Consider the following 23351-nt stretch of genomic DNA (forward strand, 5'->3'; position numbering starts at 1 on the left):
TCATACTTACATAATCTGCTCTCATCACACCGTTTTCAACCTTGCTTTAAGTAACTTAAGCTTTGCTTCTAATTTGAAAAGGGGCAGGAATGAGTCAGCGATGAACACGTCAACTCAATCTGGCGTTGCTTAATGAGTAACAGGCAACGCCAAATCTAAGGTGAACTCTTTTAGCTTAATTTGCGGCTTCTATGGTGCCTTTGAAAGTGCTGTCTAAAAAGTCATTGATCTCTTGAGAGTGGTAAATTGAGATGATCTTTTTATACGTTTCATTATTTTTGTCTTCTTCTCGCGCCGCCACAACCATCACGGCTAAAGGTGCGTCTTTTTGTTCTAAGTAAATGCCTTGTTTCTTAGGATCGAGTCCAGCCGACATTACATAGTTCATGGTAATCACAGCAGCATCTACATCGTCAAGAGAGCGGGGGAGCTGAGCGGCATCCACTTCAACAAATCGAATGTTCTTCGGGTTGTTAACAATATCGTTTAAAGATGCGTTGAAACCAGCGTTGTCTTTTAAAGAAATCAGTCCAGCATCTTCAAGTAGTAATAGCCCACGCCCACCATTCGTTGGGTCGTTTGGAATCGCGATTCGTGCGTTATCTGGGATAGAGTCAAGCGAAGTGTACTTGTTCGAGTAAACGCCCATACGCATCAAAATTGAACGTCCGATAGAAACTAACTGGCTATCGTGATTGGCATTAAAGTTGTCGAGAAATGGCTGATGTTGGTAACTATTGAGTTGAATACTTCCATCGTCCAATGCTGCGTTAGGGGTGATGTAGTCTGAGAATTCGACGAGTTCAATGTTAATCCCTTGCTTTGCTGCTTCTTTGGCGACTGCCTGTACAACTTGTGCATGTGGGCCAACTGTCGCCCCAATCTTGATGACAGCCTCGTCTTTTTTTCCACATCCTGTTACGCCGAATACGAAAGCTAATGCCAACAGGGATGCTGTGATTTTTTTGTAGCTGTTCATGATAACTCCATTTAATTAACCAAAAGACGTTTAGGTGTCTGGATGTCTATATTATCTATTTATGCGATCGGGTCAATAGGTTTGTTAGAAGCGAAGTTAGATTGGTGTTAAGAGGTTAGATTGGTGTTAAGAGGTTAGATTGATATTAAGCAGCTAGGTGTACTTAATACCAGAATGTCGACACCCCAAACCTATCTGTAGGGCAAGCCCATATAGCGTTGAGAAAACAAAGGCCTCGCACGTATGAGGCCTTTTGGGTTTCGTTGAATAAGGTATAGGGCAGTAACTTGGAATTTAAAGAAAACGGGTTCGGTAAAGCTGCCTATTAAGAAAGCTTTTTATTAAAGAACTCAAGTGTACGTGCCCACGCTAACTCTGCTTCTTCTTCAGCATATCGACCTGTTGAATCATTATGGAAGCCATGATTCACACCGTCATAGATGTAAGCGGTGTAGTCTGCCTCAATCTCTTTGAGTTCAGCTTCATACTCTGGCCAAGTTGCATTCACACGTTTGTCGATTCCCGCAAATTGGATGAGCAATGGCCCTTTAACATTCTTTCTTAAATCTGGTGCGGCAGGAGTACCATAAAACGGAACGCCCGCATCCAGTTGTTCTGGCATTACCGCCGCCAACATATTTACGATATAGCCACCGAAGCAAAATCCGACTGCGCCTAGCTTACCGTTACTTTTTTCATGAGATTTCAAAAAGTTTGCAGCGGCGATAAAGTCTTCTTCGATTTTCTCTCTGGATAATGATTTTTGCATTGCTCGACCTTCATCATCATTACCTGGATACCCACCAAGCGAATAGAGTGCATCAGGTGCAAACGCAATAAACCCCGCGGCCGCGAGTCGTCTTGCCACGTCCTTTATATATGGGTTTAAGCCTCTATTTTCATGAACAACTAAGACAACTGGCGCTTTATCCGCTAACTCTTTTGGTACCACTAAATAACCACGGCCTTCTCCGTATCCTTTAGGTGAAGGAAATGTCTCGTAGGTTGCTGTGATGGAAGGATCATTGAAAGAGACTTGCTCTGCCTGCGCATAATTAGGGATCAGTGCAGAAGTTAGCGTCGTCATAGTTAAGCCAAGTACAGCTAGCCCGGATAGACGAGCCATAAACTCTCTGCGATCAATCAGACCGTGCGCATATTCGTCATACCAATCAAATGCTTCTTGAGGGATAGATCGAGTTGGATCTGATTGAGACTCGGTACTTTGATTCATAACTTTTCCTTGTTGTGAGTTGTTTTACCAATCAACTATAGTGGAAATCTCAATATATTTGAACGATCGCTCAATATCTTTTAGGCTATTTGTTATATCAAAGTACAAAAATTAGATGACAGTCAGATAAAACGATCACTTCGGAATCGATTCCCATCTCTTAGGTTTGTTTTACTGAATCAATCAACACAAGGTTGATGTAAGTGATTAAGTCAGTGAAGTAGGGCGGTTTTGATTATTGGCTTTGAGGAAGTTCTAGCTTTAAATTGGGCAAAGCTTGTTTGTTTTTTTCTTAATATGAATATTTAACTACCACATTTTGTTAACGTTCAACAATGCAATCGCGCCCTTGAGATTTTGCGTCGTAGAGGGCGTTATCCGCTCTTTTAATTAATGAATTCCAGTCATCGTTTATGAGAGCTTGAGTCACTCCAATGCTGACAGTATACCTGCCAGATGAGAGCTCTTGATTGGAGTTGTGTTTTGCGTGGTTCCTTATTCTTTCAGCTATTTGCATTGCTTGAATTTTATTCGCTCTAGGTAACATGACAACAAACTCCTCTCCACCATAGCGAAAGCAGAAATCGCTTGTTCGGCATGTATCTTCAAGAATTTGACCAAAGTGCTTAATTACATCATCTCCCTTGTCATGACCATAGGTATCATTAATTTTTTTGAAATGATCTAGGTCGGCCATCAGCACAGAAATGTCACTCTCTCGGCCTGGTTGAACAAGCTTGGGTATCAGCTCTGCTAGGCCTCTACGGTTATAAAGGCCTGTTTGTTCATCAGTGATAGATGAGCGATAGGTTTGCTTTAATAAACGATCAGTTAAGATCCAAAACACTGAAAATGCGAGGCTAACAATTGTGATTGTCATGATAACGAAAGACAATTTATGAATATCTGATATCAGGTAATAGTTTGAATTCGTTCCTTTGGTATGAGCAAGTACGCCCCTCATTGTCATATAGAGAATGTTGATAAACAGGGTCAGGTTCAACAGGCACTTTGCTTCTCTGTTATCGTGTTTTTCCCCGGAATAGTTTGCACATAGGGCTAAGATACATATCGTCACAACGAGAATACTTCGAGCTTCGATCCTAGAAGTAACAGAAGGTGCGATTATGGCGCTATAAAGAAAGAAGCTAATGCCAAGGGAGCTAATGATCATTGATATTACGAGAAAAGATCGACTTGCTCCTCGTAACACGGTTATGCCGACGAGTAGTAAACCAAAAGCCGTTGCGTATGCACCATTGGAAAGAAAAACGATGGATTCTGAAGATTGAGTAACGCCGAATGAAAGTGGTGTAACACTGGCTCCTAACAGCAAAGCAGCATAAGCAATATAATTCACCCCTAACGTGGTGCCTGCGAGTATATATTTATGCGTTAACAACATAGCACTCGCAACCGTGGCTGCTAACAAAGAGGTATATATAGCTAAGGTGTGTACATCCATGAAATCACCAACAACGTAAAAATGAACTCTCTCAATTAAGTATTACGCAATTTGTATTATTAATATTTAGTAGTTAATCATTATTAAACCATATGCTGATGTAGATCAATTTATGTTCAGGTGCGCGAGCTAGCACTAGGGCATTTCTGAACTAGAAAGTGTCACGTCAAAATTCAAGCCATCAAGATTCTGGACCCAATAGCGCCCCGCATTTACCTCACTGGCAGCTTGGTCTTTGTTTTTACCTGACCGAAGGCGAAGCTGGATTCAATAGAAGCAATATTGGGCAGGCGGGTTAGTTGCTTGCGGATGAACTGCTCATAGCTTTTGAGTGACTCACTCACCACATGCAATAAGTAGTCGTGATTGCCCGTCATCAGAAAGCACTCTAACACCTCGTCAATCACTTCAATGTGTTGTTCAAAGTCTCGCATATTCTCTTCAGTTGGCTTTTCAAGCTTCACCAACACAAACACATTAACGGGCAGGCCACACGCTTCTTGGTCAACGCTGGCGTGATAGCCACGTATAATCCCTTGTTTCTCTAATGACCGAACTCGACGCAAACAAGGAGATGGCGACAGTGCCACGCGATCGGCCAACTCTTGATTGGTGAGCCGAGCGTTGCTTTGCAGTTCAGCCAGTATTTTCTTGTCGATCTCGTCCATTGGCATATTCCATCAATATTGGGTTTAATTTTGGCAATATTATTGCTCAAAGTGTATGTCTTACTTCGCAAATAGCAATTTTTAACATCTGCCCAAAACTAAAATTAAAGGAGGAACAACAAGCATGGAATGACTTAGGAATTATGAATACTTCAACTCAACTTAGCCCGCTGCGTAAAACGACCAAACACGAACAAGCAGAAGCCCTTGCCATTGAGCAGGCAAAACATTTTGGTATCGACCCAAACAGTGATTACGGCATCACGCTAATTGAACTGGCGACCACGCTGTACCAAGCCAATACCAAGACACACGATCTTTGGGCATTGACGGTTGATGGACTTTCAGACCTCGATAAGAGTGACCGAATCGCTTGGTTTAACGCCAAACGTTTCTTGTCATTCCAGATCGCTAAGATCCTCGACAACTTGCAAAACCCAATGCGCGCTACTTACCAGTCCATAGCTACCAATAATGGTAATTTTGCGTCTAAAGGCGCGTATCCTATCTTCGATAATGTCGCTGCTATATTCTCTGCCAGCCCTGTGATTACACGCACTGCGACCTATTTGTTTGCCTGTACCGAGTGGATTGAAGATGCATTCAACGGTAAAGAGCCGCTGCACGATATTTACTCTCGTCTTCTCAATCCTACATCGATTTCACTGGCTAATCACATGGTTGATATTGAGGCAGGTTCTAGAGCTAACGAGTATCTCGCATGGAACTTTAACTCGGGGATGGCGGCTATTGATGGGTTGTTAAGCCACTTGCTCGGGCATGAAGACATTGTCTTGGCTTCACGCAATATCTATGGCGGTTCTTACCAGTTGTTGGAAGATTGGTTTGGCAAGCCTTCGAACTTGAATGTCGCGGTAGAGTGGGTCGATGGTTACTCAGGTGATGAGTTTGCGACTCGCTTAGATGAGGTTGCTGATAAATACGCGGATCGCCTCGCCGCAGGTAAGAAAATCTACGTTTACCTAGAGTCACCGTGTAACCCGCATGGATACGTGTTGGATGTTGCTAGTATCAGCAAAGCTGGTCACGTTCGTGGTTGGGATGTGATTGTCGACTCAACAGTAGGTACGCCATTGTTGCACCCAGTACTAAAACGCGATGATGTTATGGAAAGGCCAGATTATGTTATTCACTCTTACACCAAAGAACTGGCGGGTTCCGGCACCACAACGGCTGGGGTAGTCATCGGTCGTAACGAGACCATGTTTGTGCCAAAAGGAGAAGAGGTCACCTGTAACAAACCTAACGGCGATGAGGTCACTATTCCATGGAACGAAACGCTGTTTTGGAATGTGTATTACATTAAAGGCGCATTCTTAGATGCAGACAAAGCGTTTGAAGTGCTTAACGGCATGAAAACGTATGAGATGCGTGTGGTACAGAAAACCATTAACACACTGACTCTCGCGAAGATCTTCGATGCTCACCCAGACATCAATGTGTCGTGCCCAGCTTTGCCAGATAGTGATAACTATGAACACTGCCAGAACAACATGTACTTGGGGTTACCTGCAGCGCTGTTTACTATCGATATGGAAGGCAACGGTGATCGTACGCCAATCAATCGTGATGGGTTTAAACAGTTCTTCGACATGCTTGAGCCCGCAATCGGCATGCAAGTGAGTTTAGGGCAAACCAATACGGTGGCACTGTGCCCGGCACTGACTACGCATTCTGAACTCAGCGACGAGGCGCTCAATGAAGCAGGCATCAAACCGACCACAATGCGTATCTCTATCGGCTTGGAAGATCCTCGAATGTTCATTGCTCATATAGTCGAGGCGGCCAAATTGTCCATTGACCGTAAGCACGCCGACTTCTCATCGAGTTTCCCTAGTGGTAACAGTATCGATGAAATCTATATGCAAACCTATATGGATGTACACCAGAGGTTTGTGAAGAGCTTGCCGAAGTTCAGTCAGCTTACTCAGTAAGTTGGGTCAGTAAGCTAAGCTGGCAATAAAGGTTAGCAAGAAAAGTCAGTGAAGTAGGGTAACTGTAACCGTTAAATGAAAAACGTAAGGCCTCGCGTGTGCGAGGCCTTTAGGTATTCGGGGAATAATAATAAACCAACCTAGAACAAATCCTAGAAAAACGCGTCGATGAATCACCTAATAGCCTTTAACTCATGGAGTGTGGGCAATTTATATCAACACCTCACGGCTTTCGTGACCACGCCCTTATTTGCTCAATTTCATCTTCATCGATATTTAAAGATTGAAGGAATTTGAGATGTCCTAGTGGCTCCATCTGCTCAAAGCGTTTGTGCCAATTGATCATGTCCTGTTCATCCATTCCTGACTCTTTAAGTATTTCTGTCCAACGCTCTTTGGTGAGTAGGCCTTGATTAAGAAGTTCAGGCTCTTTGAGTAACGCCATAATGGACTGTTGCTGCTGACGCAACTTTTGAATTTCTAGATCGAGAGCAGCAAACTGTTGTCTTAGTACCGTATCTCGGTCTTCATCTTGAGATTGCTGTAGCAGGCTCTCAATCTCACTGACGGGAATACCATAAGAGCGATAGGCAAGTATTGCTCTAAACCTTTCAAGCTCTCGTTCGCCATATTGGCGATAACCGTTAGATGCTCTAGCTGCGGGAGTGATTAGCCCCTTTCGCTCGTAGTAGAGAACCGTTGTTCGAGATACCTCAAGTTGCTCACAAAATTGTTTGATGCTCAACACTTAGGGCTATCCTCTTTGGTGGTTTGATAGTGAGACCAAATCAATGGAATCAATGGAATCAATGCACTAATAAGAATAATCAGTGCCCCAATCATTGACCATAAATCAGGAATTTCAGAAAAGACAACTAAGCCAATAATAAGTGAATAGATAATCTTTACATACTCAACATTGGCAATGATGTTGGCTTGCGCCCATTTATATGCAGAGATACCAACATACTGAGCAAACGAAGAGATGATGCCAACTAACAGCAGTAAAATAAAGTCTTCGACTGTTGGCGTGCGCCATAAGTAAAGGGTTGGTATTAATGTTATCAAACCAATTGCCAGAGCTTGGTATGCCATCAATGTTATTTTTGGTTCGCTCTGTGCCACTTTCCTAACACACACTACCGCTACCGACGCGCCTAGTGCGGCAATCACGCCAGATAAAACATAAAGGCTATGGCTTGCAGCAAAGGTCGGTCGAACAACCGTCATTACCCCGATAAATCCAACCACAATCGTGAAAATTCGACGGCTGGTGATCTGCTCTGCCAACACGAAATGAGCGATTAGAGCCACAAAAAGTACCTGCAGGAAACCGAGTGCTGTTGCGTCAGCAAATGGAATATTGCTCACTGAAATAAAGCCAAAATATAGAGCGGTAAAAGCGCCTAGTATTCTTAGTAGGTGAAGCGATATTCTGTTGGGCTTAAGTAGCACACCGATATTTTTGCTGATCGCAGGCATGAGTAACAACATAAAAATGAACTGGCGAAAGAACAGGATCTGAAAGGTGTCATAGTCTGTGCTGAGCTGTCGAACAAATACCCCAACGATCGTAAACAGTGCTGTAGATATAAGGGCAAGAGTGATCCCTTTCATTGTCGATGGTAGATGGTCGAAGAGCTGAAATAGCTTTGACTGTTGTAAGTCTCGTAATTGGTACAACGAAATGTGCCTCTTTAGTCATGATAAGTATAAGGCTAATCATTCTAAAGTCGTTACCTGTAGACAGGTCAAGTGATATGAGTTGTTAACGGATAAAAGTAATCTCTTTGAAACATGAAAGGGGAGGCTGTGAGAGCAGGAGCTTACTCACTGACGCAAAAAGTATCTGCTCCATTGGTTGTCAGCATGAAATGGCTCATGTTGAGATTACTCGGCAGAGAGACTCAAAAAACTGTCGTTAGAGAACGTTGTAACTCTCTCTGCTCACTCGTTTACTATTTAGGCTGGTGGCCAGTCTTCTTCGCAAGTTCTTGCATAGCCTCGGCAAACGTTGTTGTCCCGCCTTTAGCTTTAACCTGTACCACCTTATACCCCAGATTTTCCAGCGCTTGGCGCTCTGCTAAAACAGCTTTATCATCTGGCTGACTGCCCTGTACTGGCTGATGAATGTAACACCCCTCGAGTTGACCATCTTCGACCAGTTGGTGGTGTTTTAGTGCATTGATATCAAAATTCATAGTAAGTCTTTTCGTTTAGAATGGAGAGTCTCTGTGGCAAGGCCCGCGAGTATTTATAATTTGATTGTTTGTACAATACGGCATTTTAACCATAAGAAGCTAGTGTAAATACAGTAATCCAAAGGAATGTAGCTGGGTACGGTTTACTTCTTCAACCTCTTATTGATAGTCGGAAAGGGGAGTAACTGAATGCGAACGTTACAAGTGTTGCTGTATATTCAGCGATCAAGAATGTTCTCCCCCTCAGTTGTTAATCTAAAGAGATCGTTGAACTTCATTTGAGGGGAAAATATCGAGCCTGTCCTAATGGAGTAGTACATCTTTTGTCTTGGTAAGATTCTGACAATGGACTTTAAAATCGTTATCACTAGTCGTCGTTTTAATGATAAGTCAATCAGCAAAGTTTCCTAAAACATATGTATTATTTAACTATAGCCTGAAATTCAATAACATGTTGGCCAAAGGGTACTGGTGGTTCTAATAAACATTCAATTTTTATACTCTTAAGAACCCTAAATCTTGTACCGTGAAATTGGCTAAGTTTGGAAAGATATAATCCATTGCACTATCACTTGTCACTCCCATCCATTTTGCGATTGTCGCACCAATTTGCTCCACAGAAGTCGTCGGAATCATTCGCCCTTTATTGAAATCATTCTCCCCATCCAAGATTAACGATGGCCACTGTCCGTATAGCTGCCCACTATTTAATGCTCCGCCCATCACAAGATGATTGCTTGCCCAGCCATGGTCTGTTCCGGTGCCGTTGCTCGCTAAACGTCGACCAAAGTCAGACATTGTCATTGTTGTTACTTTATCGCTCAGCCCCGCGGCTTCCATGGACTGATTGAACGCTGCAAGCGACTGACTCAAAGCACTCATCAATTCCGCATGGTCATTCAACTGGTTGGCATGTGTATCAAAGCCACCTAAGCCGACAAAATAAACTTGCTTCTGATGCCCTAGTTGATCGCTCGACTTAATCAATCGCGCGACCGTATGTAACTGATGACTTAAAGAAATGTCAGGGAAATGCCCTTCTTCAGGTATTGAATCAATCGCTGAAGCTAGTGTATCTCGTATTGAAATTGAATCACTCTTCACACGATCAAACTCTCTTCCAAACGCCGTCAGAGGAGATAGGTTCATCACCTGATCAAAGCTTTTACGGCGCTGAGCGTTGTTTATAGCATTCACTTTAGGCAACGACGAGGCATTAATAAGATTGGCACTATAGTCGCTGCCATTTAATAGCTGAGCGTATCCATTAAGGCTAAATGTTGGGCTAATTGTATCTGTATCGCTACTGAGTACGTCCATCATTCTACCTGCCCAGCCTAACGTTGTTGTACTTCCAGACCAACCGCGTTGCCATTCAGTTTGCTGCGAATTATGAGAGAATAAAAACGGTGGCATCGCATGCGTTCCGTCCTTTAAACCCGTTTTTGTTGAAGGTTCAATCAACACTCCGCTGTTTGAAATGGCGACCATTTTTCCGCTATTGAACAGACCTTGAGCATCAATCATTGATGGGTGTAAACCTAATGTCAAACCTGAGCCTGTATTCAATGATAAAGGCAATAATGATGCTTGTGAGATGGCAATATCTGGACGAGCTGCTGCGTATTCATCATAGTGTGCATTATCGTTGGGCACCAACATGTTAAAGCCATCATTTCCGCCGAACAAAAACACACAAACTAGCGCTTGATAATCATTATTTGGCAGCGCATGTGCAGAGCCAGTTCCCATCATTGAGACAACTGGTGTCGAGGCCATAGCCGCTAATAGTTGACGACGTGAAATCATTGGGCTAATTCCTCAATATGAAACTCTTGGCTAGTCACAACAATATACAGTGCATTGCGGACCTTTAAACTTTGCTGCGTATCGCGAAGGCTTTCTAAAGACTCCAATACCACGGCTCTGAGTGGCTCACTCATTCTCTGAGACAGTAAACGCCTCTCAACTTCTTCGATCAATACTATGTGGTCATTAGCGACCGCTTCTAAAGGTGCTGTATTTATGACAATGCGTTTAGGATTATCTTCACCCTCGTAATTTGTTCTGCCCGTTGCATTCCAAAACTGATTATTGGTGAGAATGAAATTATTCCAGCTCAGTATCTCGAACTCAGGTGCAACATCATTTGCGGCAGCGATCTCACCATTTGGGGCGTAGTCAGGAGAAAAGAAATTGAACACACTGGGCGAACCTAGTGGAGACTGCCCATATGACCCGAACATGTCGATAGAGTTATGGAATCGTCCCGAAGGATCGGCTGATTTTGCTTCAAATGCGCGGAAAAAATTGGTCATCGCGATTAAAGGCTCTTTCATCTTGGCGGGCGATCGAACACTGCCGCTAAGCGCTTCACGATCAGTTAGAATCCCGCGAATTACCGCTTTAAGATCACCTCTAACCCCCTCACCATTGTCGGCGAATAGTGCACTAATTCGAGCAATATAAGCTGGAGAAGGGTTCGAGGTCACCAGTCTTTGGATAAGGTGTTTACTGATTAACGGAGCCGTATTGGGGTGATTGAGCAACATATCCATCGCCTGTGCCATATCTTGCTCAGCGGTTTGTCCTTGTGCAAATACCTCGCCTATCACCACCTTTTCTTCATCATCATGGCGCTCAGGATAAGCGACCATTGGCAGGAACCAATTCCCATCTTTAGAGCCCCACGATGGTCTAGCTTTCTCAGCTATGTGCCAACCAGTAAATACCCGTGCAAGGTTTTCTATGTCATCCTGCGAGTAAGTTGGAATCAATTGCCCCTGACTATCAAGTTTCTCTGTACCATCGGAATTTAATTCATAAAGCCCGATGCTAAACAATTGCATAACTTCACGTGCATAGTTTTCATCAGGGAAGCGATTACTCTCTGGATCAGCTTTTTGATTAGCCATCATTGACAAATAATCGCCCATCGCTGCATGAAGCGTCACTGATTCAATCAGATCACGATAATTGCCAAAAGCATGCTTGATGAGCATGTCGTAGTAGTCGGTCATCTCTAGCGTGCGACCACCCAAGCTAGCGCCATACCGTGAAATCACAAAAATTTCACTCAATGCAAATGCGACTCGCTGTCGTAATTGGTCTGCTGCATTAATGCTGATATCCCACCAAACTGCCACGCGATCTGCTTGGTTGTAAGTGTCTTTATCAGCTTCCAGTGGGTAAGATTTCAGGCGTGTTGAGTGCAAACTTGGGGCCGCAGAAAACTGCTTATCTAGCCAATTGATATAGCCTAAGTTTTCTAATTCTTGATAGGAGTTTGGCTGTGGGCCAAATGTCGAACGATAGAGAAGGTCGTAACGCTGATCTTGAGTCAGGGAAGTAGGTTCAGGAGTACCACCATTTCCCGAACTGCTATCTTCTCCGCCACATGCCGAAAGCAACGAGAGGCTAACGAAGCATATACATAATTTGAAGCCAAAACGCTTTAACATAAAAAACTCAGAGATCTTATTACTGCAGGTGATTTTCCGCACACTAACGAAGATCATCATTTACAGCAATCTAACCCAATATAAACTGTGCGACGGGTTCATATTTGACAATGAGGCCGCAAAATAACTCAAACCATATCGTTGAATACGATATACGCATATCTATCTAGCCTTAAAAAAGAAAAAGGTCGTGTGATCTATCTCTTCTAAAGGCAGTCTTTCTCAGTCAATGATTAATCTATAGGTCATAAGGCAGACTACGAATTTATATTACTTTGTGATACATAAATTTGATATTTACAGGGTGCAGATAACTTATAGCAGCACAGATACATATTAACAAAATTCGATTGAGTTAAAGGTCTAACGTAAAAGCACTAACTGACAACAGCAGCGACATTGACGTTAATAAAGCACAACTTTTTTTTATCATTTAAGCCAATTTTCATATTAGTGGATTTTTACATAAATATAACAATATAACTTTGAAAATAAAGGAGTTTTAACGGAGTCTATGAATTTACTACAATGAGACCTAGGGTATATCCCAATGCTAGAGTATCAGAACATTTCAACGCCCCCCTGATGTAAGAATTTAAGACCGTGAAGTAGGGATGAAGTGTGTAGTTGTTCAGTAGCAATCAATGGAGAGATAAAAATGAGGCCTCGAGTTTGCGAGGCCTTTTATTATTACTGGTTATATATTTAGTGTTGCAATATCGATGTGCGTGTTATGCCGTTTACCGTAGCATTAGCTACGATATTTAGCTTACCGTCAGCGCCATAAAATACAAATTTAGGCACAGTGGTGTAAGTGCTATTTCCTATTGTGGTATTAGGGAGAATAATCGTTTCTGACAGGTTCAAATGGTTTGAAGTCAACACCATTACCTTGTTGCTTTGCCCTTCGAGAGAGTAAGCGATTTTGGTGGTATCGTGAGACTCATCCAGTGTTTGAATTGTAGAAGAGTAAGGCCACGAATTGAGTTCAGGTAAAGTGATTCTTCCTGCGTAAGTCATGTCAAGCCCAGCGTCACTTGACGTATTCAATCTCACTCCACACTGCGTGTAGATGAATGTGCCATTATGGTTGAACCAGAAATTATCGCAGAAACTGTAGTCGCCATGGTAAGGGGAATCGACAGGTCTTGCTGGGTTTTCCGGATCCGAAATGTCCGTCTTAGCGACATCTTCAGGGCTAATATTTGTATCTAAACTGTAGAAAGCTTGGCTGCTAGGGCTGATTTTGAGTACCGTTTTTTCGTAGTACCCCCAGTCACTTTTAGACTCTACAGAACCGCTTTCAAGATTAATGACTTGTAGGTCAACCCATTGATCCGTTTTAGGTAAAGTCCAAGCGTAGTTACCATTGGTGGTTAAATCAAAAATATCATGGGAATGGTAGATATTCGATACTTGGGTATCTATTGGAGAAGAGGCGTTGTATTCAAGTGTCGTTATCATCGCATCGTGGCCGACCACAAAGCGATTAGTACCACTAATGTTATCGACAGTGACAGCTGATGGCGATCTATAAAGGTCTATCTCATAAGCTGTAGCATCGTTCAGGCTATAAAAGTAGATCGCGTTCTTTGGGCTATCAGATACCACAGCAATTACATTTAATGAATCGGAATAAATTGCATCGACAGTGTTGTGGGTCGGTGCGCTATCAAAATCGATAACAGAAATACTTGGTGTTGTTGGAGAGCCGCCATCTGGATCTGGGCTTGGATCAGGGTTTGGTGAAGTGTTATTGATCTTGTAGCTGACGGGAACGGTTAGTGGGCTGCCTTCGATCGGATAGCTACAGTTATAGTCGTAACAGACGTCCACATTGAGAGTTGAGCTAAATGAGCCCAAACCAACGACGGATGGCGTTTCTAAGCTCATATTGAGCCCGATATTAGAGGGACTAATAAAAGGCGTAACGGATGTAACAAATGAGCTATTGGCTCGAGCTTCTACGCGAAGGTTGTGCAGATTAGAACCAGAAAGATTGATGGCATCAGATACGTTCTGGTATACGTTCACATCAGTGAGTTCTGCTACTGTTTCAATGTTCGGAACGGCTAGCTCTACTTTATGATCAAGTGTCACTTTGTTAGTTAAACTGATGGCGACTGGCGAGCCAGAATAGTGTTGGCTACAATACTCATCGTAACAAACGGCGAACTGAGCCGTTGTGGATTTTGTCCCATTGCCAACTTCATAACCAGGTTTCAAGTATACGCTGACGTGACCCGTGCCATTGTTATTAATGTTGTATTCAACACGAGATATCAAATTTCCGCTGTCATTCATGATGCCATAATAGAGATTGTCTCCTGCGTTATAGTTTACACTGAAAGGGATATTTACATAGGTTTTTTCAAACGCGCCAGACTCCATTTGATAGCTGGTTTGTGCAACATTGACGGCACTAGATGATGGACTACTATCACTACCACCACAGCCAGTTAGAGCCAATACAGATAAAGCGGATGATACCTGATAAAACTTATTCCATGTCATATAATTTAATTCAATCCATAATACCTAAATCATTGATATATTTAATCATACCAACATAATCGTATGCAATATGTTTGCTAGTGGTATTCGTCGCATTTCAAGCATAACTCTTAAGATCTGCGCCATCATTTTTGCGTTCTTAGTTCACTCTAGAATAGAGTTTGATTTTGTGCGTAGGACTTGAAGAAAAGGAACTGAATACCGATCGTGATAAGTACAAGACAAGTGCGGCTTCAGTTTAGTGACAAAGAACGTTCTCCCCCTCAGTCGTTAATCTAAAGAGATCGTTGAACTTCATTTTAGGGGGGAGCTATAGTGCGAGGTGTAGTGGTCTAATGCTCAACTTGAATCTGAGTATTGGTCATCATCGCGATCAGTTTAACCACTCGTTTACGCATGTCACGTCTATCAGCAATCATGTCTAATGCGCCATGTTCTAATAGGAACTCACTCTGCTGAAAGTCTTCAGGTAACTTTTCTCGTACCGTTTGTTCAATCACTCTGCGTCCAGCAAAGCCAATTCGCGCTTTGGGCTCGCCAATGTTGATGTCACCAAGCATGTGTCGAAAATCTTCAATCTATTGCTAAGTGCGTTTTTTATCATGTGAAAAAAACAGGAGAAAGACCATGCAAAAACGACTCAGCTACATTGACATAGCGCCAAAGGCAATAAACATTCTGTATACTCAGGAAGCTTACTTCCATGAGCAATTTCGCCAGTCAGACACGATGAATATTACCGTATGGGAGCTGGTAAAGTTGCGTGTTTCGCAAATCAACCAGTGTGCTTTTTGTATCGACATGCACAGTAAAGATGCACTTAAACTGGGTGAAAGGCCTGAACGTATCTGGGGGCTTAGTGCGTGGAAAGACATGCAGTTCTACAGTGATGCAGAACACGTTGCGCTGGGTTGGGCTGAATTACTGACGGCTGGTCTGCCGGTAGATGATGAGACCTATCAGCTCACCTTGAATACCTTTGGAGATAAAGCTATGGTCAATCTGACGATTGCGATCAATGCCATCAACAGTTGGAACCGAATAGTGAAAGCATTTAAGCCACCGGTGGGAGTGTACCAGCCCAAATAGCTCAACTCGGGCTAACTTAAGCCGTACTTCACGACTTACACTTCTACTTAGACTATGAAAAGTAAATTTATACGACTTTTTTATCTAAGTTGAGTTTAAATAGGATAATACGTTTGAATTTAGACTTTGATATTTTCAAACCACAGGGGATGTTAGGCGGCCATATTCAGGCAATCTGGTCGGTTTCCGTAGAACCTGCTGATACAGCGCAAACCGTGCGTAGGCAATTACTCAGCGACGCCGGTACAGGAGTGACGTTTATTTTGAAAAATGATGTGCACATGGATGGCGAGTGGCAGGTACCGGGGGTTATCCTACTGCCAGTCAGCACGCTGGCGCATCAGGTCAGCCTACCGCCTGGCTCAGTAATGGCCGGTGTGCGTTTTCATCCGGCAGTCGGTTATCAGTTGTTTGGTAAACGCTTAGAGCGGTCGTTGCGGATTGAGAGTGATCATCCTCTGGCCTCTTCGGCGTTGCCGATATTTGCATCTCTGCAAGCAGCACGTTCGCCGACGGCGAGAATTTCTACGTTATACCGCTGGATCCAAGCTCTGATTGCAGAATGTGAACCTCAGGATGTCGGTCACATTATTCACCAGCAGATAGGGACGCTCAGTCAACGCCAGAGAGAGCGAAAATTTCAGAAATGGCTGGGGATTACGCCTAAACATTACCAGCGTATCGCACGGGTGAAACAAACTTTAGAGCAGCTTCGAGCGCAACCAGATATATCTTTGGCGGATCTTGCGCTGGAGCAGGGCTTTGCCGATCAGGCACACATGACGCGTGAATGTAAGCAGATTGCGTGCATGACGCCGAAACAGTTTGTGCGGAAGAGAAACCTTTAGAAGGAATTAGCTTTGAATATAAAATCGCCAGCTATGAACTGACCTACAACAGTTGGACAAGCATTTACGCTAACTGACAATGGGGCATAAGTGAGCTAGTCAATTCTCGAACTTAGTCAATGAAAATTACTTTTTAATATGGATAGACACTTAGATCGTGTATTGATATTGAAGATCAGTTTCATCTGAATCAGATGAAACTGACAGTGCCTTTGAGCGTTTCTACGCAATTGTAGGATTATTGTACCTAGAGCATTAGCCTGTCGCGCATTTCTCAATATTTACGACAGGCCCACTTTACTGCTGTGAATAGTTTATCAATGTCTCTCTGTAGAGTGAGAGTAAAGTATCGCTATCTACTTGAACGCCGACTTGTTGTGCAGGAAATAAACCCCATTCATCATTCATATAGTTACGTTGATCAGCTTTCTGAATGGTCATCCCTTCCGCTGGCCCATCTGTGACAACCCTGACCGGGCCATTACGACTTGTAAAAAGAGACGGTTGGATAACATAAGCAATGGCTGATGGGTCATGAACATGACAACCATTCATTCCTACTTTGTCAGAATAAAACTTTAAGTAGTAACGGCTAATGTCCCAGATGAACTGCCCAACTTCTCCAGCGTCATCTCGCAACTCATCAAGGTATTGACTGGTAAAAAAACTCTCCTCTGTAACATCGAGCCCGATAATGACGACTGGCCATGATGCCGTAAACACCTTATCGGCAGCATGAGGGTCATCATGAATATTCGCTTCGGCAAATGGTGTTACATTTCCTCTGTGGCCGTTTTCACCGAATGCACCACCCATAACGACCACTTCTTTTACCAAGTCGACGATGTCAGGAGCAGCTTCCAGTGCAAGTGCAAGATTAGTCAGAGGACCGACAGCCACAAGAGTGATCTCTTTAGGTTCAGCTCGAACACTGTCGATAATGAACTGATAAGCTGGCTTTTTAATCGCTTCATAATCTAGCGAACTTGGTGCCGTCACATCACCCAACCCCGTTTCACCATGCACAACAACCGTTGCTCCAACCGGATCTCTTAATAAGGGCTTATCCGAACCTTTTGCAACGAGTGCCTTCATACCGAATTTTTGCTTCAGATAGAGAGCATTTTGAGTGCCATTGTCTATCGTCGCATTTCCATAAACGGTCGTGATCCCCATTAGCTCAATATCTGGATGTGCTTCTGCAAATAGGATTGCCATTGCATCATCGATGCCCGGATCTGTATCTAGGATGATTTTCTTTGTCATATCAGCTTCTAATTAAACAGTTGAGAGGAGTAGACGATACCTAGAAAAAACACTGATGAACGTGACTTGAATCTCATGATGAGAGCAATTTAACTTAAACTCTCAAGGTTTGAATTGCTCGTATGAATATTGTACTCCGGTCATTTTGTTTCCGCCTTTTCTAAGGTATTAGTACCTTTAAAATATTGGAAAAATTCACCATGCCACTACAAGTTTTTCGACAGTGATGAACCACCAGTAGAATAGAATGTTCGATACTAAAGAAAGTTATCACGATGTATGCGGTGAGTGTTATAACAGTTTGTAAATCAGTTATTTATGATGGGGTTGTTCATTTTTAAGATTCCAAGATCAACAGCGAAGTAGGTCTTAATTTGGAATGGATACCATCTACAAATAATGATGTTGTAAACGTTATAAATTCTCTAAATGAATTGGTTTTGCATGGTCACTTAAGGCAATTAGGTCGTTATGACTATATATATTCAATAACTGAAAAAGAACGTAAGTATTGGAATGAGTCAAATAACAAGTTTTAGATACTCTCTTTTTCCTAAAGGTGTGCCAAACGCTTCGCTTTAAAAATACAGATAAAAATCTGAGTGGCTATTGGGGTTTAAGAGCTTTGGTATTTAAGTCCTTTGATAGTTAAGCCCTGATTTAGCCTTCTAGATTACGCCGAACTAAATCGTGCATTTGCTTAATGGTCATCAGTGCTAACCAGATGATTTCTTCTACCGAACGTTGACCCGTTGTGGAAGTTGGGTGTTGGGCTTCAGTTTGATTGGTGATCGCGGGTAGCTCATGGACGCGGTTATCACGAATGGTATTGATCAATGCATCCATCGCATCATGAATCAAGCTTTCGACTTGTTGAGAGCCTTGATATTGCGTGCCTTTTCTGACCAGTGGGATCAGCAAGCAGAGGTAATGGCTTAATAATCGATAGTGACTCAGCATATCTTCATAATAGTGAGGATCGGCTCGAGTATGTTTTGGCTCTTGCTGCATCTCGTTGTAAATCAGCTCAAGGTCGCTTTCGGCGGTTAGCATCGCAGCACGTTGTTTGGTTAAGGCCATGTGGTCACGTTGTTCGGTGTCGACTTGCAATTGTTCATAGCAATACACAAACAAGCTTTTTGAGCTATTCAATGCTGTTAACGCTTGATTGTGGATCTCTTTACCTCGCCATTGCGGCCATAACAAACCATAACCGAGTAGCACAATGGCGCCACCGACGATGTTGTCGATCAAACGTGGTGCTGCGAAATCGAGCCCTTGGTGCGCCATGGTTTGATAAATCAAAATCAGTAGCGCGGTAATACAACCAATGGCTAGCGAGTAATTGCGCATGATATTAAGCATCGCGACGGGCAAGAGGATGACCATTAGCGTATACATCGCGGTCGTTGGTACGCCAATGTGAATTAAAGAGGTCGCGAACAGCACACCAAGCGCTGTACCTAAACAGCGTTGCCACGTTTTACTGCGTGTCGCCAAGAAGCTTGGCTGAATCACCATTAACATCGAAATCAGAACCCAATCAGGGCGAATCAATTCAAAGTATTCCGCAATTCCAGCACCAAGTGCGAACATCAAACCGACACGGGTAACATGACGCCAAATCGGATTGCCTCGGCTTGGTAGGCGAAAAGACAACTCGAACGGCTGCACTTCAAAAGAACGTTCATAAGCGGGTTCATTAAGCTCAATACGACGGGAAATGTGCTTCACTGCGTAGGCCCAATAACGAAAGCGGGGTTGGTCTTCGAGCTTGACCGCTTCAATCAAGTCACTAGCTTCTTGCTCTAATGAGCTTAAGTGCTTCACCTCTTCGTTTGTGTTGTGTAGAAGCTGTTTGGCTTTGTGTCTTAGTCTTTGCTGACAATGTTGGCTCCAAACCAATAGCAAGTCTCGTTTGTGTTTGCTGGACTGAAATTGGTTCAATAGATCGGGATTCGTTGTGTGGCTGCTGAGTATCACTTCAAACGTATCAAGAGCGAGGAACAAGGCTTGTCGAAGCGAGTTAGCATCTTCTTGTTTAGATCGAAAAGATTCAGATTGAAGAGCCTGTTGGAACAATTCGATGAGTTGGTATTTGATGCGTCTTTTCGGTGCTTCATTTTCGCCTCCTAACAAGAAGGCTTGGCGATATTGGATGTAGTCTGCCAACGTTTCGTAAATTGCAGATAAACATACACGCAGCGCATAGTGTTTCCACAGGGCAAACCAAAGCCAACTAAACAGTGCAAAAGTAAGGGGGCCAAGTACCAACATTGGGTACAAACTTAGCGCGGTGTTGGAATTGTGGAGTGAGAGTGTGACGATAGCAATTAGGAGGCAGGACATGCCAAGCCTCGCCCAGAATGGACCATTGACTGCCGCACTGGCAAGCAAAGCACCCATAGCACCATAAGTCACCCATAAAGGCAGTCCGCTTTTCAGCAGAGCGTAACTGACGACTAGAGTCATGCCCCAAGCGGTTGAGGTAATCGCAAAACGTGTCCACCGCCTTGGCCCAGCTGCATCGAGGCCACTAATCAGAGCGGCTGGCATGGTCATCAGCGCGGTCATGGCGATAGTGGTTTGATTCGACAACACCCCTAAACCGAGAAACAGCACAATGGCACTGGTGGCGCGAAGCCCAAGGTTAATAGAAGGGGAGTACCAGACTTTACGCAAAATGGCAGGAGAAAACGTCATAGACCCTCGTTATTTGTTTGATCTTAATGAGTGTAACGCCAAACCTCTTCGCGTGCTGTCTTCAATCACAGATTGATAAATTGAATCGCTGCAAGCCTCTTCTATTGGCATAGAACGCTATATAGCTTGGTTTATTCGAAAGCGAATCCACAAAGTTTAAGACAGCAAGATTCAAGATAGAGGGTTCAAAAATAGACAGCTTGGTAGTCGATGGAATCAGGAGAGAACGAAATTCGACTTAATCCTATCTTGTCGCTGCGATTGTATTCATTGATCGAGTGGTCAAAACCATAGGCTGTCGACGGGGCCATATATTGAGTTATGCCTTGTTGTGTCGCCGTTATTCCATCATGGCCATGACCGCAGATCACGTCACGAACGCGATATTTTCGAAGCACGCTCATCACATCAGCATCGTTCTCTAGACGGATCGCTTTCATCCAATCTGAACCGACTGGAATGACAGGGTGGTGAACAACCACGATAGGGTCATTGGCTTTTCTTAACTGTTGTTTTAGCTGAGCCATGCCGCGGTTATCAATACGACCTGAACCAAGTGGGTGACGCGTATCCAACGGCTTGAAGCTAGAGTCCAGAAATACAAACTCTCGTTTACAGACAGTGGCTTTATTGGTGACGAAAATCGTCGATCCTTTTAGCTCTTTGCGCATTAAGCAAGAGTCGTCATGGTTGCCAGCAATCGCGTAAATAGATTGTTCGTTAATGTGTTCTCTAATGAACGCTTCTAATCGAACGTAGTCTCCCGGTTTTGGATTACAACAAATATCACCGGTCATAAAAATGGTCTTGCATGCTGTGTCTTTGCTGACGTATTCCAATGCTCTACGCAGGTTCTCATAGCTGGATTCATCTGAAAGATGACAATCACTGATTTGGTAAATGGTGTTCATTGTTGTTGTCCGGTTGTGCCATACGCATTATCAAAGGTGATAGAAAAATGCCTGCCAAATTGGCAGGCATTTATTGATGCTAATTTGCTTTAGGTGCTTTGGAAGCTTCGTGTTGCTCAACCATAAACGCAATGGCTTCATCACTTAAACAAGATTTACTCACATATTGGCGCTGTTTTCCAATATGAAGGATAAAGCCTAAATCGGTCTGTTGCAGTTGGGAGATGTCAGTCCAAGCGATAGTATTGGTGTTTTTAGCGTTTTTATAACTCACACCGTTAATGTCACCTTGAAAGACCACTTTGCTGCCAGCACCTGAGCTAATTTTTTGTCGCCATATCCACCAGGTTCTCTTGCAGTACACACTGAACGCTTCAATCACACTCAAAACGATAAAGAACCAGCCAACGTAACCGTTAGGTAGTAGTTCAAACTCTAATAAAATCACACCAAAAATAAGAAACAGTATTCCTTTTAAATAGGCTTTTGGAAATTGAGTCGGAAGGCTAGTTTGATCATAACACTCTGTGAAAAACGTCTTGTCGAGGATGTATTCTGTGGTGAAACCGGGATCTTTAGACATGTCTGGCTACTTTAATGTTTTCTGTGAATGAGATTTCTATAAAGGGGCTGCTGCGCTGCAATTTCGCAATTTCGCAATTCCAGCATTGTATCGCTTGTCGGTACTTTTCTTTAACGGTTTTGATGCTCTTTTGTAAATCAATAATACCGACGGGGTTTGCTCTCGGCATAGCTCACTTGTTTACCTGAATTTATGTTAAAAATTGATATTAAATGATGACTAAAACTAAGGCCTCGTGTTTGCGAGGCCTTGATGTGTGAGATGCGGGTGAAAAGAACCTCCGATTTATGGCTACGTATTAAAGCTCTACATGGTGAAAACAGGTGACATACCACTCTCTTGTCCGTTCATTAGTAGTAGGCCAATCAATACAAGTAGAATGCCACCAAAGAGTTGTAAGTAATGACCTGCGACTTTCAATGAAGCGTTATTGTTCTTGTTACCTGCAGCCAAATAGCGTTTCACTAGATGTTTGCCCGTTAGCGTCATCATAGCGATTAATGAGGTCGTTAATGCGGTACCTATTGCCATAGCAAAGGCACTCATAACCCCCATCCAATATAGACCAACCATATTGGCGAAAAGCAGAACCATAATGGTTCCAGTACACGGTCTTACTCCAATAGTCACTATGATTCCGGCGTATTCACGAAGCGTGGAAGCTTTGTTGATCGCGTCTGCATCGGCAACATGCTGGTGGCCACATCCGCAGTCGGCATGAGAATGATCTGCATGAGAGTGTTCCGCAGTTTGTAATGCGTTAGTCGGGTTCAACATGGCTGAACCAACAGATAGAGATGAGCGAAGCGCTATTGGCGATTGGACTGTGCCTGGTGGACGAGCGGCCATTGCTGAAGGCGCATCGGCTGCTAATGTGGTGATGGCTTTCACTTTCAACTTTGGCTTACGCATTGTGGTGTAGATATTTTTCAAAGCCTTCCAGCAGATCAAAGTACCTACCACGGCCACCAACGCAAAGCTTAATGAAACAAACATATTCGCTTTGTCATTCACTACGCGCATTGAAGCACTAAAGCCCCACAGCAATACACTCACCAATAATATCGCGACCAGTGCTTGTAAAAACGCAGACACAACCGTAAGCACTAAACTGGCTTTCGCCTTAGTCGGGTGAGTCGCTAAGTAAGTAGACACGATAACCTTGCCGTGTCCTGGGCCTAAAGAGTGAAGCATACCGTAGACGAAGCTGAACCCGATAAGGTAACTGCCTGCGCCCCAAGGATTGGATTTAGCTTCATAGAGTAGGTCGGCAAGCTCTGCGTTAACTTCCCTTTGCCATTGAATACTAGAGATCACTAACGATGGCCATATAGACCACAATTGGTACGCACCGACAATAACAAGTAACAGGGCGCCGACGCCAATGAGGTAATAGTTTGTTTTGAGGCTATTTTTCTGCATTTAACAAGAACCTGTATCAGAGAGCTTTCTCATAGTGAGTGAGAGGTTTAAT

General features: G+C 43.4%; 18 protein-coding genes and 1 pseudogene. 3 read left to right on the forward strand and 16 right to left on the reverse strand.

What is annotated here, in order from left to right:
* Positions 1 to 175: 175 nt before the first annotated feature.
* From AC3CID_RS06610 to AC3CID_RS06625, 4 genes are all read right to left on the reverse strand, one after another.
* Positions 176 to 979, reverse strand: a complete 804-nt coding sequence (locus AC3CID_RS06610) for a MetQ/NlpA family ABC transporter substrate-binding protein (protein WP_145564721.1) — start codon at positions 977 to 979, stop codon at positions 176 to 178.
* Between the two features lie 325 nt (positions 980 to 1304).
* A complete protein-coding gene (locus AC3CID_RS06615; RefSeq protein WP_488527129.1) occupies positions 1305 to 2213 on the reverse strand; it encodes a dienelactone hydrolase family protein in 909 nt (302 codons plus the stop codon).
* Between the two features lie 322 nt (positions 2214 to 2535).
* Entirely contained in the window at positions 2536 to 3678 is a 1143-nt protein-coding gene (locus AC3CID_RS06620; RefSeq protein WP_488527130.1) for a GGDEF domain-containing protein, read from the reverse strand.
* A 212-nt stretch (positions 3679 to 3890) separates the two neighbouring features.
* Entirely contained in the window at positions 3891 to 4346 is a 456-nt protein-coding gene (locus tag AC3CID_RS06625) for an Lrp/AsnC family transcriptional regulator (RefSeq protein WP_017094327.1), read from the reverse strand.
* A 143-nt stretch (positions 4347 to 4489) separates the two neighbouring features.
* On the opposite strand from AC3CID_RS06625, the gene AC3CID_RS06630 reads away from it, so the two are divergent.
* Positions 4490 to 6301: a PLP-dependent transferase gene (locus tag AC3CID_RS06630; RefSeq protein ID WP_488527131.1), complete on the forward strand. Its 1812-nt coding sequence runs from the start codon at positions 4490 to 4492 to the stop codon at positions 6299 to 6301.
* Between the two features lie 223 nt (positions 6302 to 6524).
* On the opposite strand, the gene AC3CID_RS06635 is transcribed toward AC3CID_RS06630, so the two are convergent.
* From AC3CID_RS06635 to AC3CID_RS06665, 7 genes and pseudogenes are all read right to left on the reverse strand, one after another.
* Entirely contained in the window at positions 6525 to 7049 is a 525-nt protein-coding gene (locus AC3CID_RS06635; protein ID WP_108161475.1) for a MerR family transcriptional regulator, read from the reverse strand.
* Positions 7043 to 7918, reverse strand: coding sequence for a DMT family transporter (locus tag AC3CID_RS06640; RefSeq protein WP_488527278.1), 876 nt, complete (start codon positions 7916 to 7918; stop codon positions 7043 to 7045). Before AC3CID_RS06640 ends, AC3CID_RS06635 begins: the two co-directional genes overlap by 7 nt.
* A gap of 341 nt (positions 7919 to 8259) precedes the next feature.
* Positions 8260 to 8502 (reverse strand): hypothetical protein, encoded by a 243-nt coding sequence (locus AC3CID_RS06645; protein WP_065205428.1) that lies wholly within the window; start codon positions 8500 to 8502, stop codon positions 8260 to 8262.
* A 495-nt stretch (positions 8503 to 8997) separates the two neighbouring features.
* Positions 8998 to 10311, reverse strand: a complete 1314-nt coding sequence (locus tag AC3CID_RS06650) for a DUF1501 domain-containing protein (protein ID WP_171327398.1) — start codon at positions 10309 to 10311, stop codon at positions 8998 to 9000.
* Positions 10308 to 11963: a DUF1800 domain-containing protein gene (locus AC3CID_RS06655; protein ID WP_488527132.1), complete on the reverse strand. Its 1656-nt coding sequence runs from the start codon at positions 11961 to 11963 to the stop codon at positions 10308 to 10310. Before AC3CID_RS06655 ends, AC3CID_RS06650 begins: the two co-directional genes overlap by 4 nt.
* A gap of 705 nt (positions 11964 to 12668) precedes the next feature.
* Entirely contained in the window at positions 12669 to 14477 is a 1809-nt protein-coding gene (locus tag AC3CID_RS06660; protein WP_488527133.1) for a hypothetical protein, read from the reverse strand.
* 332 nt (positions 14478 to 14809) lie between these two features.
* Positions 14810 to 15037: pseudogene (locus AC3CID_RS06665) on the reverse strand (acetyl-CoA carboxylase, carboxyltransferase subunit beta); the annotation flags it as partial.
* Positions 15038 to 15104: 67 nt separating this feature from the next.
* On the opposite strand from AC3CID_RS06665, the gene AC3CID_RS06670 reads away from it, so the two are divergent.
* Complete coding sequence (locus AC3CID_RS06670) at positions 15105 to 15566, forward strand: carboxymuconolactone decarboxylase family protein (protein WP_488527134.1); 462 nt, start codon at positions 15105 to 15107, stop codon at positions 15564 to 15566.
* 113 nt (positions 15567 to 15679) lie between these two features.
* Positions 15680 to 16414 (forward strand): AraC family transcriptional regulator, encoded by a 735-nt coding sequence (locus tag AC3CID_RS06675; protein ID WP_488527135.1) that lies wholly within the window; start codon positions 15680 to 15682, stop codon positions 16412 to 16414.
* Between the two features lie 297 nt (positions 16415 to 16711).
* On the opposite strand, the gene AC3CID_RS06680 is transcribed toward AC3CID_RS06675, so the two are convergent.
* The 5 genes from AC3CID_RS06680 to AC3CID_RS06700 form a co-directional block, all read right to left on the reverse strand.
* Positions 16712 to 17680, reverse strand: a complete 969-nt coding sequence (locus AC3CID_RS06680; RefSeq protein WP_237299329.1) for a nucleoside hydrolase — start codon at positions 17678 to 17680, stop codon at positions 16712 to 16714.
* A 660-nt stretch (positions 17681 to 18340) separates the two neighbouring features.
* Positions 18341 to 20383: an FUSC family protein gene (locus AC3CID_RS06685; protein ID WP_237299328.1), complete on the reverse strand. Its 2043-nt coding sequence runs from the start codon at positions 20381 to 20383 to the stop codon at positions 18341 to 18343.
* 185 nt (positions 20384 to 20568) lie between these two features.
* A complete protein-coding gene (locus AC3CID_RS06690; RefSeq protein WP_488527136.1) occupies positions 20569 to 21294 on the reverse strand; it encodes a metallophosphoesterase family protein in 726 nt (241 codons plus the stop codon).
* A gap of 79 nt (positions 21295 to 21373) precedes the next feature.
* On the reverse strand, positions 21374 to 21877 hold the full coding sequence (locus AC3CID_RS06695) for a YcxB family protein (RefSeq protein WP_488527137.1): 504 nt from the start codon (positions 21875 to 21877) through the stop codon (positions 21374 to 21376).
* A 306-nt stretch (positions 21878 to 22183) separates the two neighbouring features.
* Positions 22184 to 23299, reverse strand: a complete 1116-nt coding sequence (locus tag AC3CID_RS06700; RefSeq protein WP_488527138.1) for a nickel/cobalt transporter — start codon at positions 23297 to 23299, stop codon at positions 22184 to 22186.
* Positions 23300 to 23351: the final 52 nt, after the last annotated feature.

It is taken from the genome of Vibrio sp. QJM3NY_21, from assembly GCF_057785975.1.

Bases quoted from the DNA above. Each gene is read 5' to 3' on its own strand.
- AC3CID_RS06610 (WP_145564721.1), bottom strand. From the start codon at position 979: ATGAACAGCTACAAAAAAATCACAGCATCCCTGTTGGCATTAGCTTTC.
- AC3CID_RS06615 (WP_488527129.1), bottom strand. From the start codon at position 2,213: ATGAATCAAAGTACCGAGTCTCAATCAGATCCAACTCGATCTATCCCT.
- AC3CID_RS06620 (WP_488527130.1), bottom strand. From the start codon at position 3,678: ATGGATGTACACACCTTAGCTATATATACCTCTTTGTTAGCAGCCACG.
- AC3CID_RS06625 (WP_017094327.1), bottom strand. From the start codon at position 4,346: ATGGACGAGATCGACAAGAAAATACTGGCTGAACTGCAAAGCAACGCT.
- AC3CID_RS06630 (WP_488527131.1), top strand. From the start codon at position 4,490: ATGAATACTTCAACTCAACTTAGCCCGCTGCGTAAAACGACCAAACAC.
- AC3CID_RS06640 (WP_488527278.1), bottom strand. From the start codon at position 7,918: ATGAAAGGGATCACTCTTGCCCTTATATCTACAGCACTGTTTACGATC.
- AC3CID_RS06645 (WP_065205428.1), bottom strand. From the start codon at position 8,502: ATGAATTTTGATATCAATGCACTAAAACACCACCAACTGGTCGAAGAT.
- AC3CID_RS06650 (WP_171327398.1), bottom strand. From the start codon at position 10,311: ATGATTTCACGTCGTCAACTATTAGCGGCTATGGCCTCGACACCAGTT.
- AC3CID_RS06655 (WP_488527132.1), bottom strand. From the start codon at position 11,963: ATGTTAAAGCGTTTTGGCTTCAAATTATGTATATGCTTCGTTAGCCTC.
- AC3CID_RS06660 (WP_488527133.1), bottom strand. From the start codon at position 14,477: ATGACATGGAATAAGTTTTATCAGGTATCATCCGCTTTATCTGTATTG.
- AC3CID_RS06670 (WP_488527134.1), top strand. From the start codon at position 15,105: ATGCAAAAACGACTCAGCTACATTGACATAGCGCCAAAGGCAATAAAC.
- AC3CID_RS06680 (WP_237299329.1), bottom strand. From the start codon at position 17,680: ATGACAAAGAAAATCATCCTAGATACAGATCCGGGCATCGATGATGCA.
- AC3CID_RS06685 (WP_237299328.1), bottom strand. From the start codon at position 20,383: ATGACGTTTTCTCCTGCCATTTTGCGTAAAGTCTGGTACTCCCCTTCT.
- AC3CID_RS06690 (WP_488527136.1), bottom strand. From the start codon at position 21,294: ATGAACACCATTTACCAAATCAGTGATTGTCATCTTTCAGATGAATCC.
- AC3CID_RS06695 (WP_488527137.1), bottom strand. From the start codon at position 21,877: ATGTCTAAAGATCCCGGTTTCACCACAGAATACATCCTCGACAAGACG.
- AC3CID_RS06700 (WP_488527138.1), bottom strand. From the start codon at position 23,299: ATGCAGAAAAATAGCCTCAAAACAAACTATTACCTCATTGGCGTCGGC.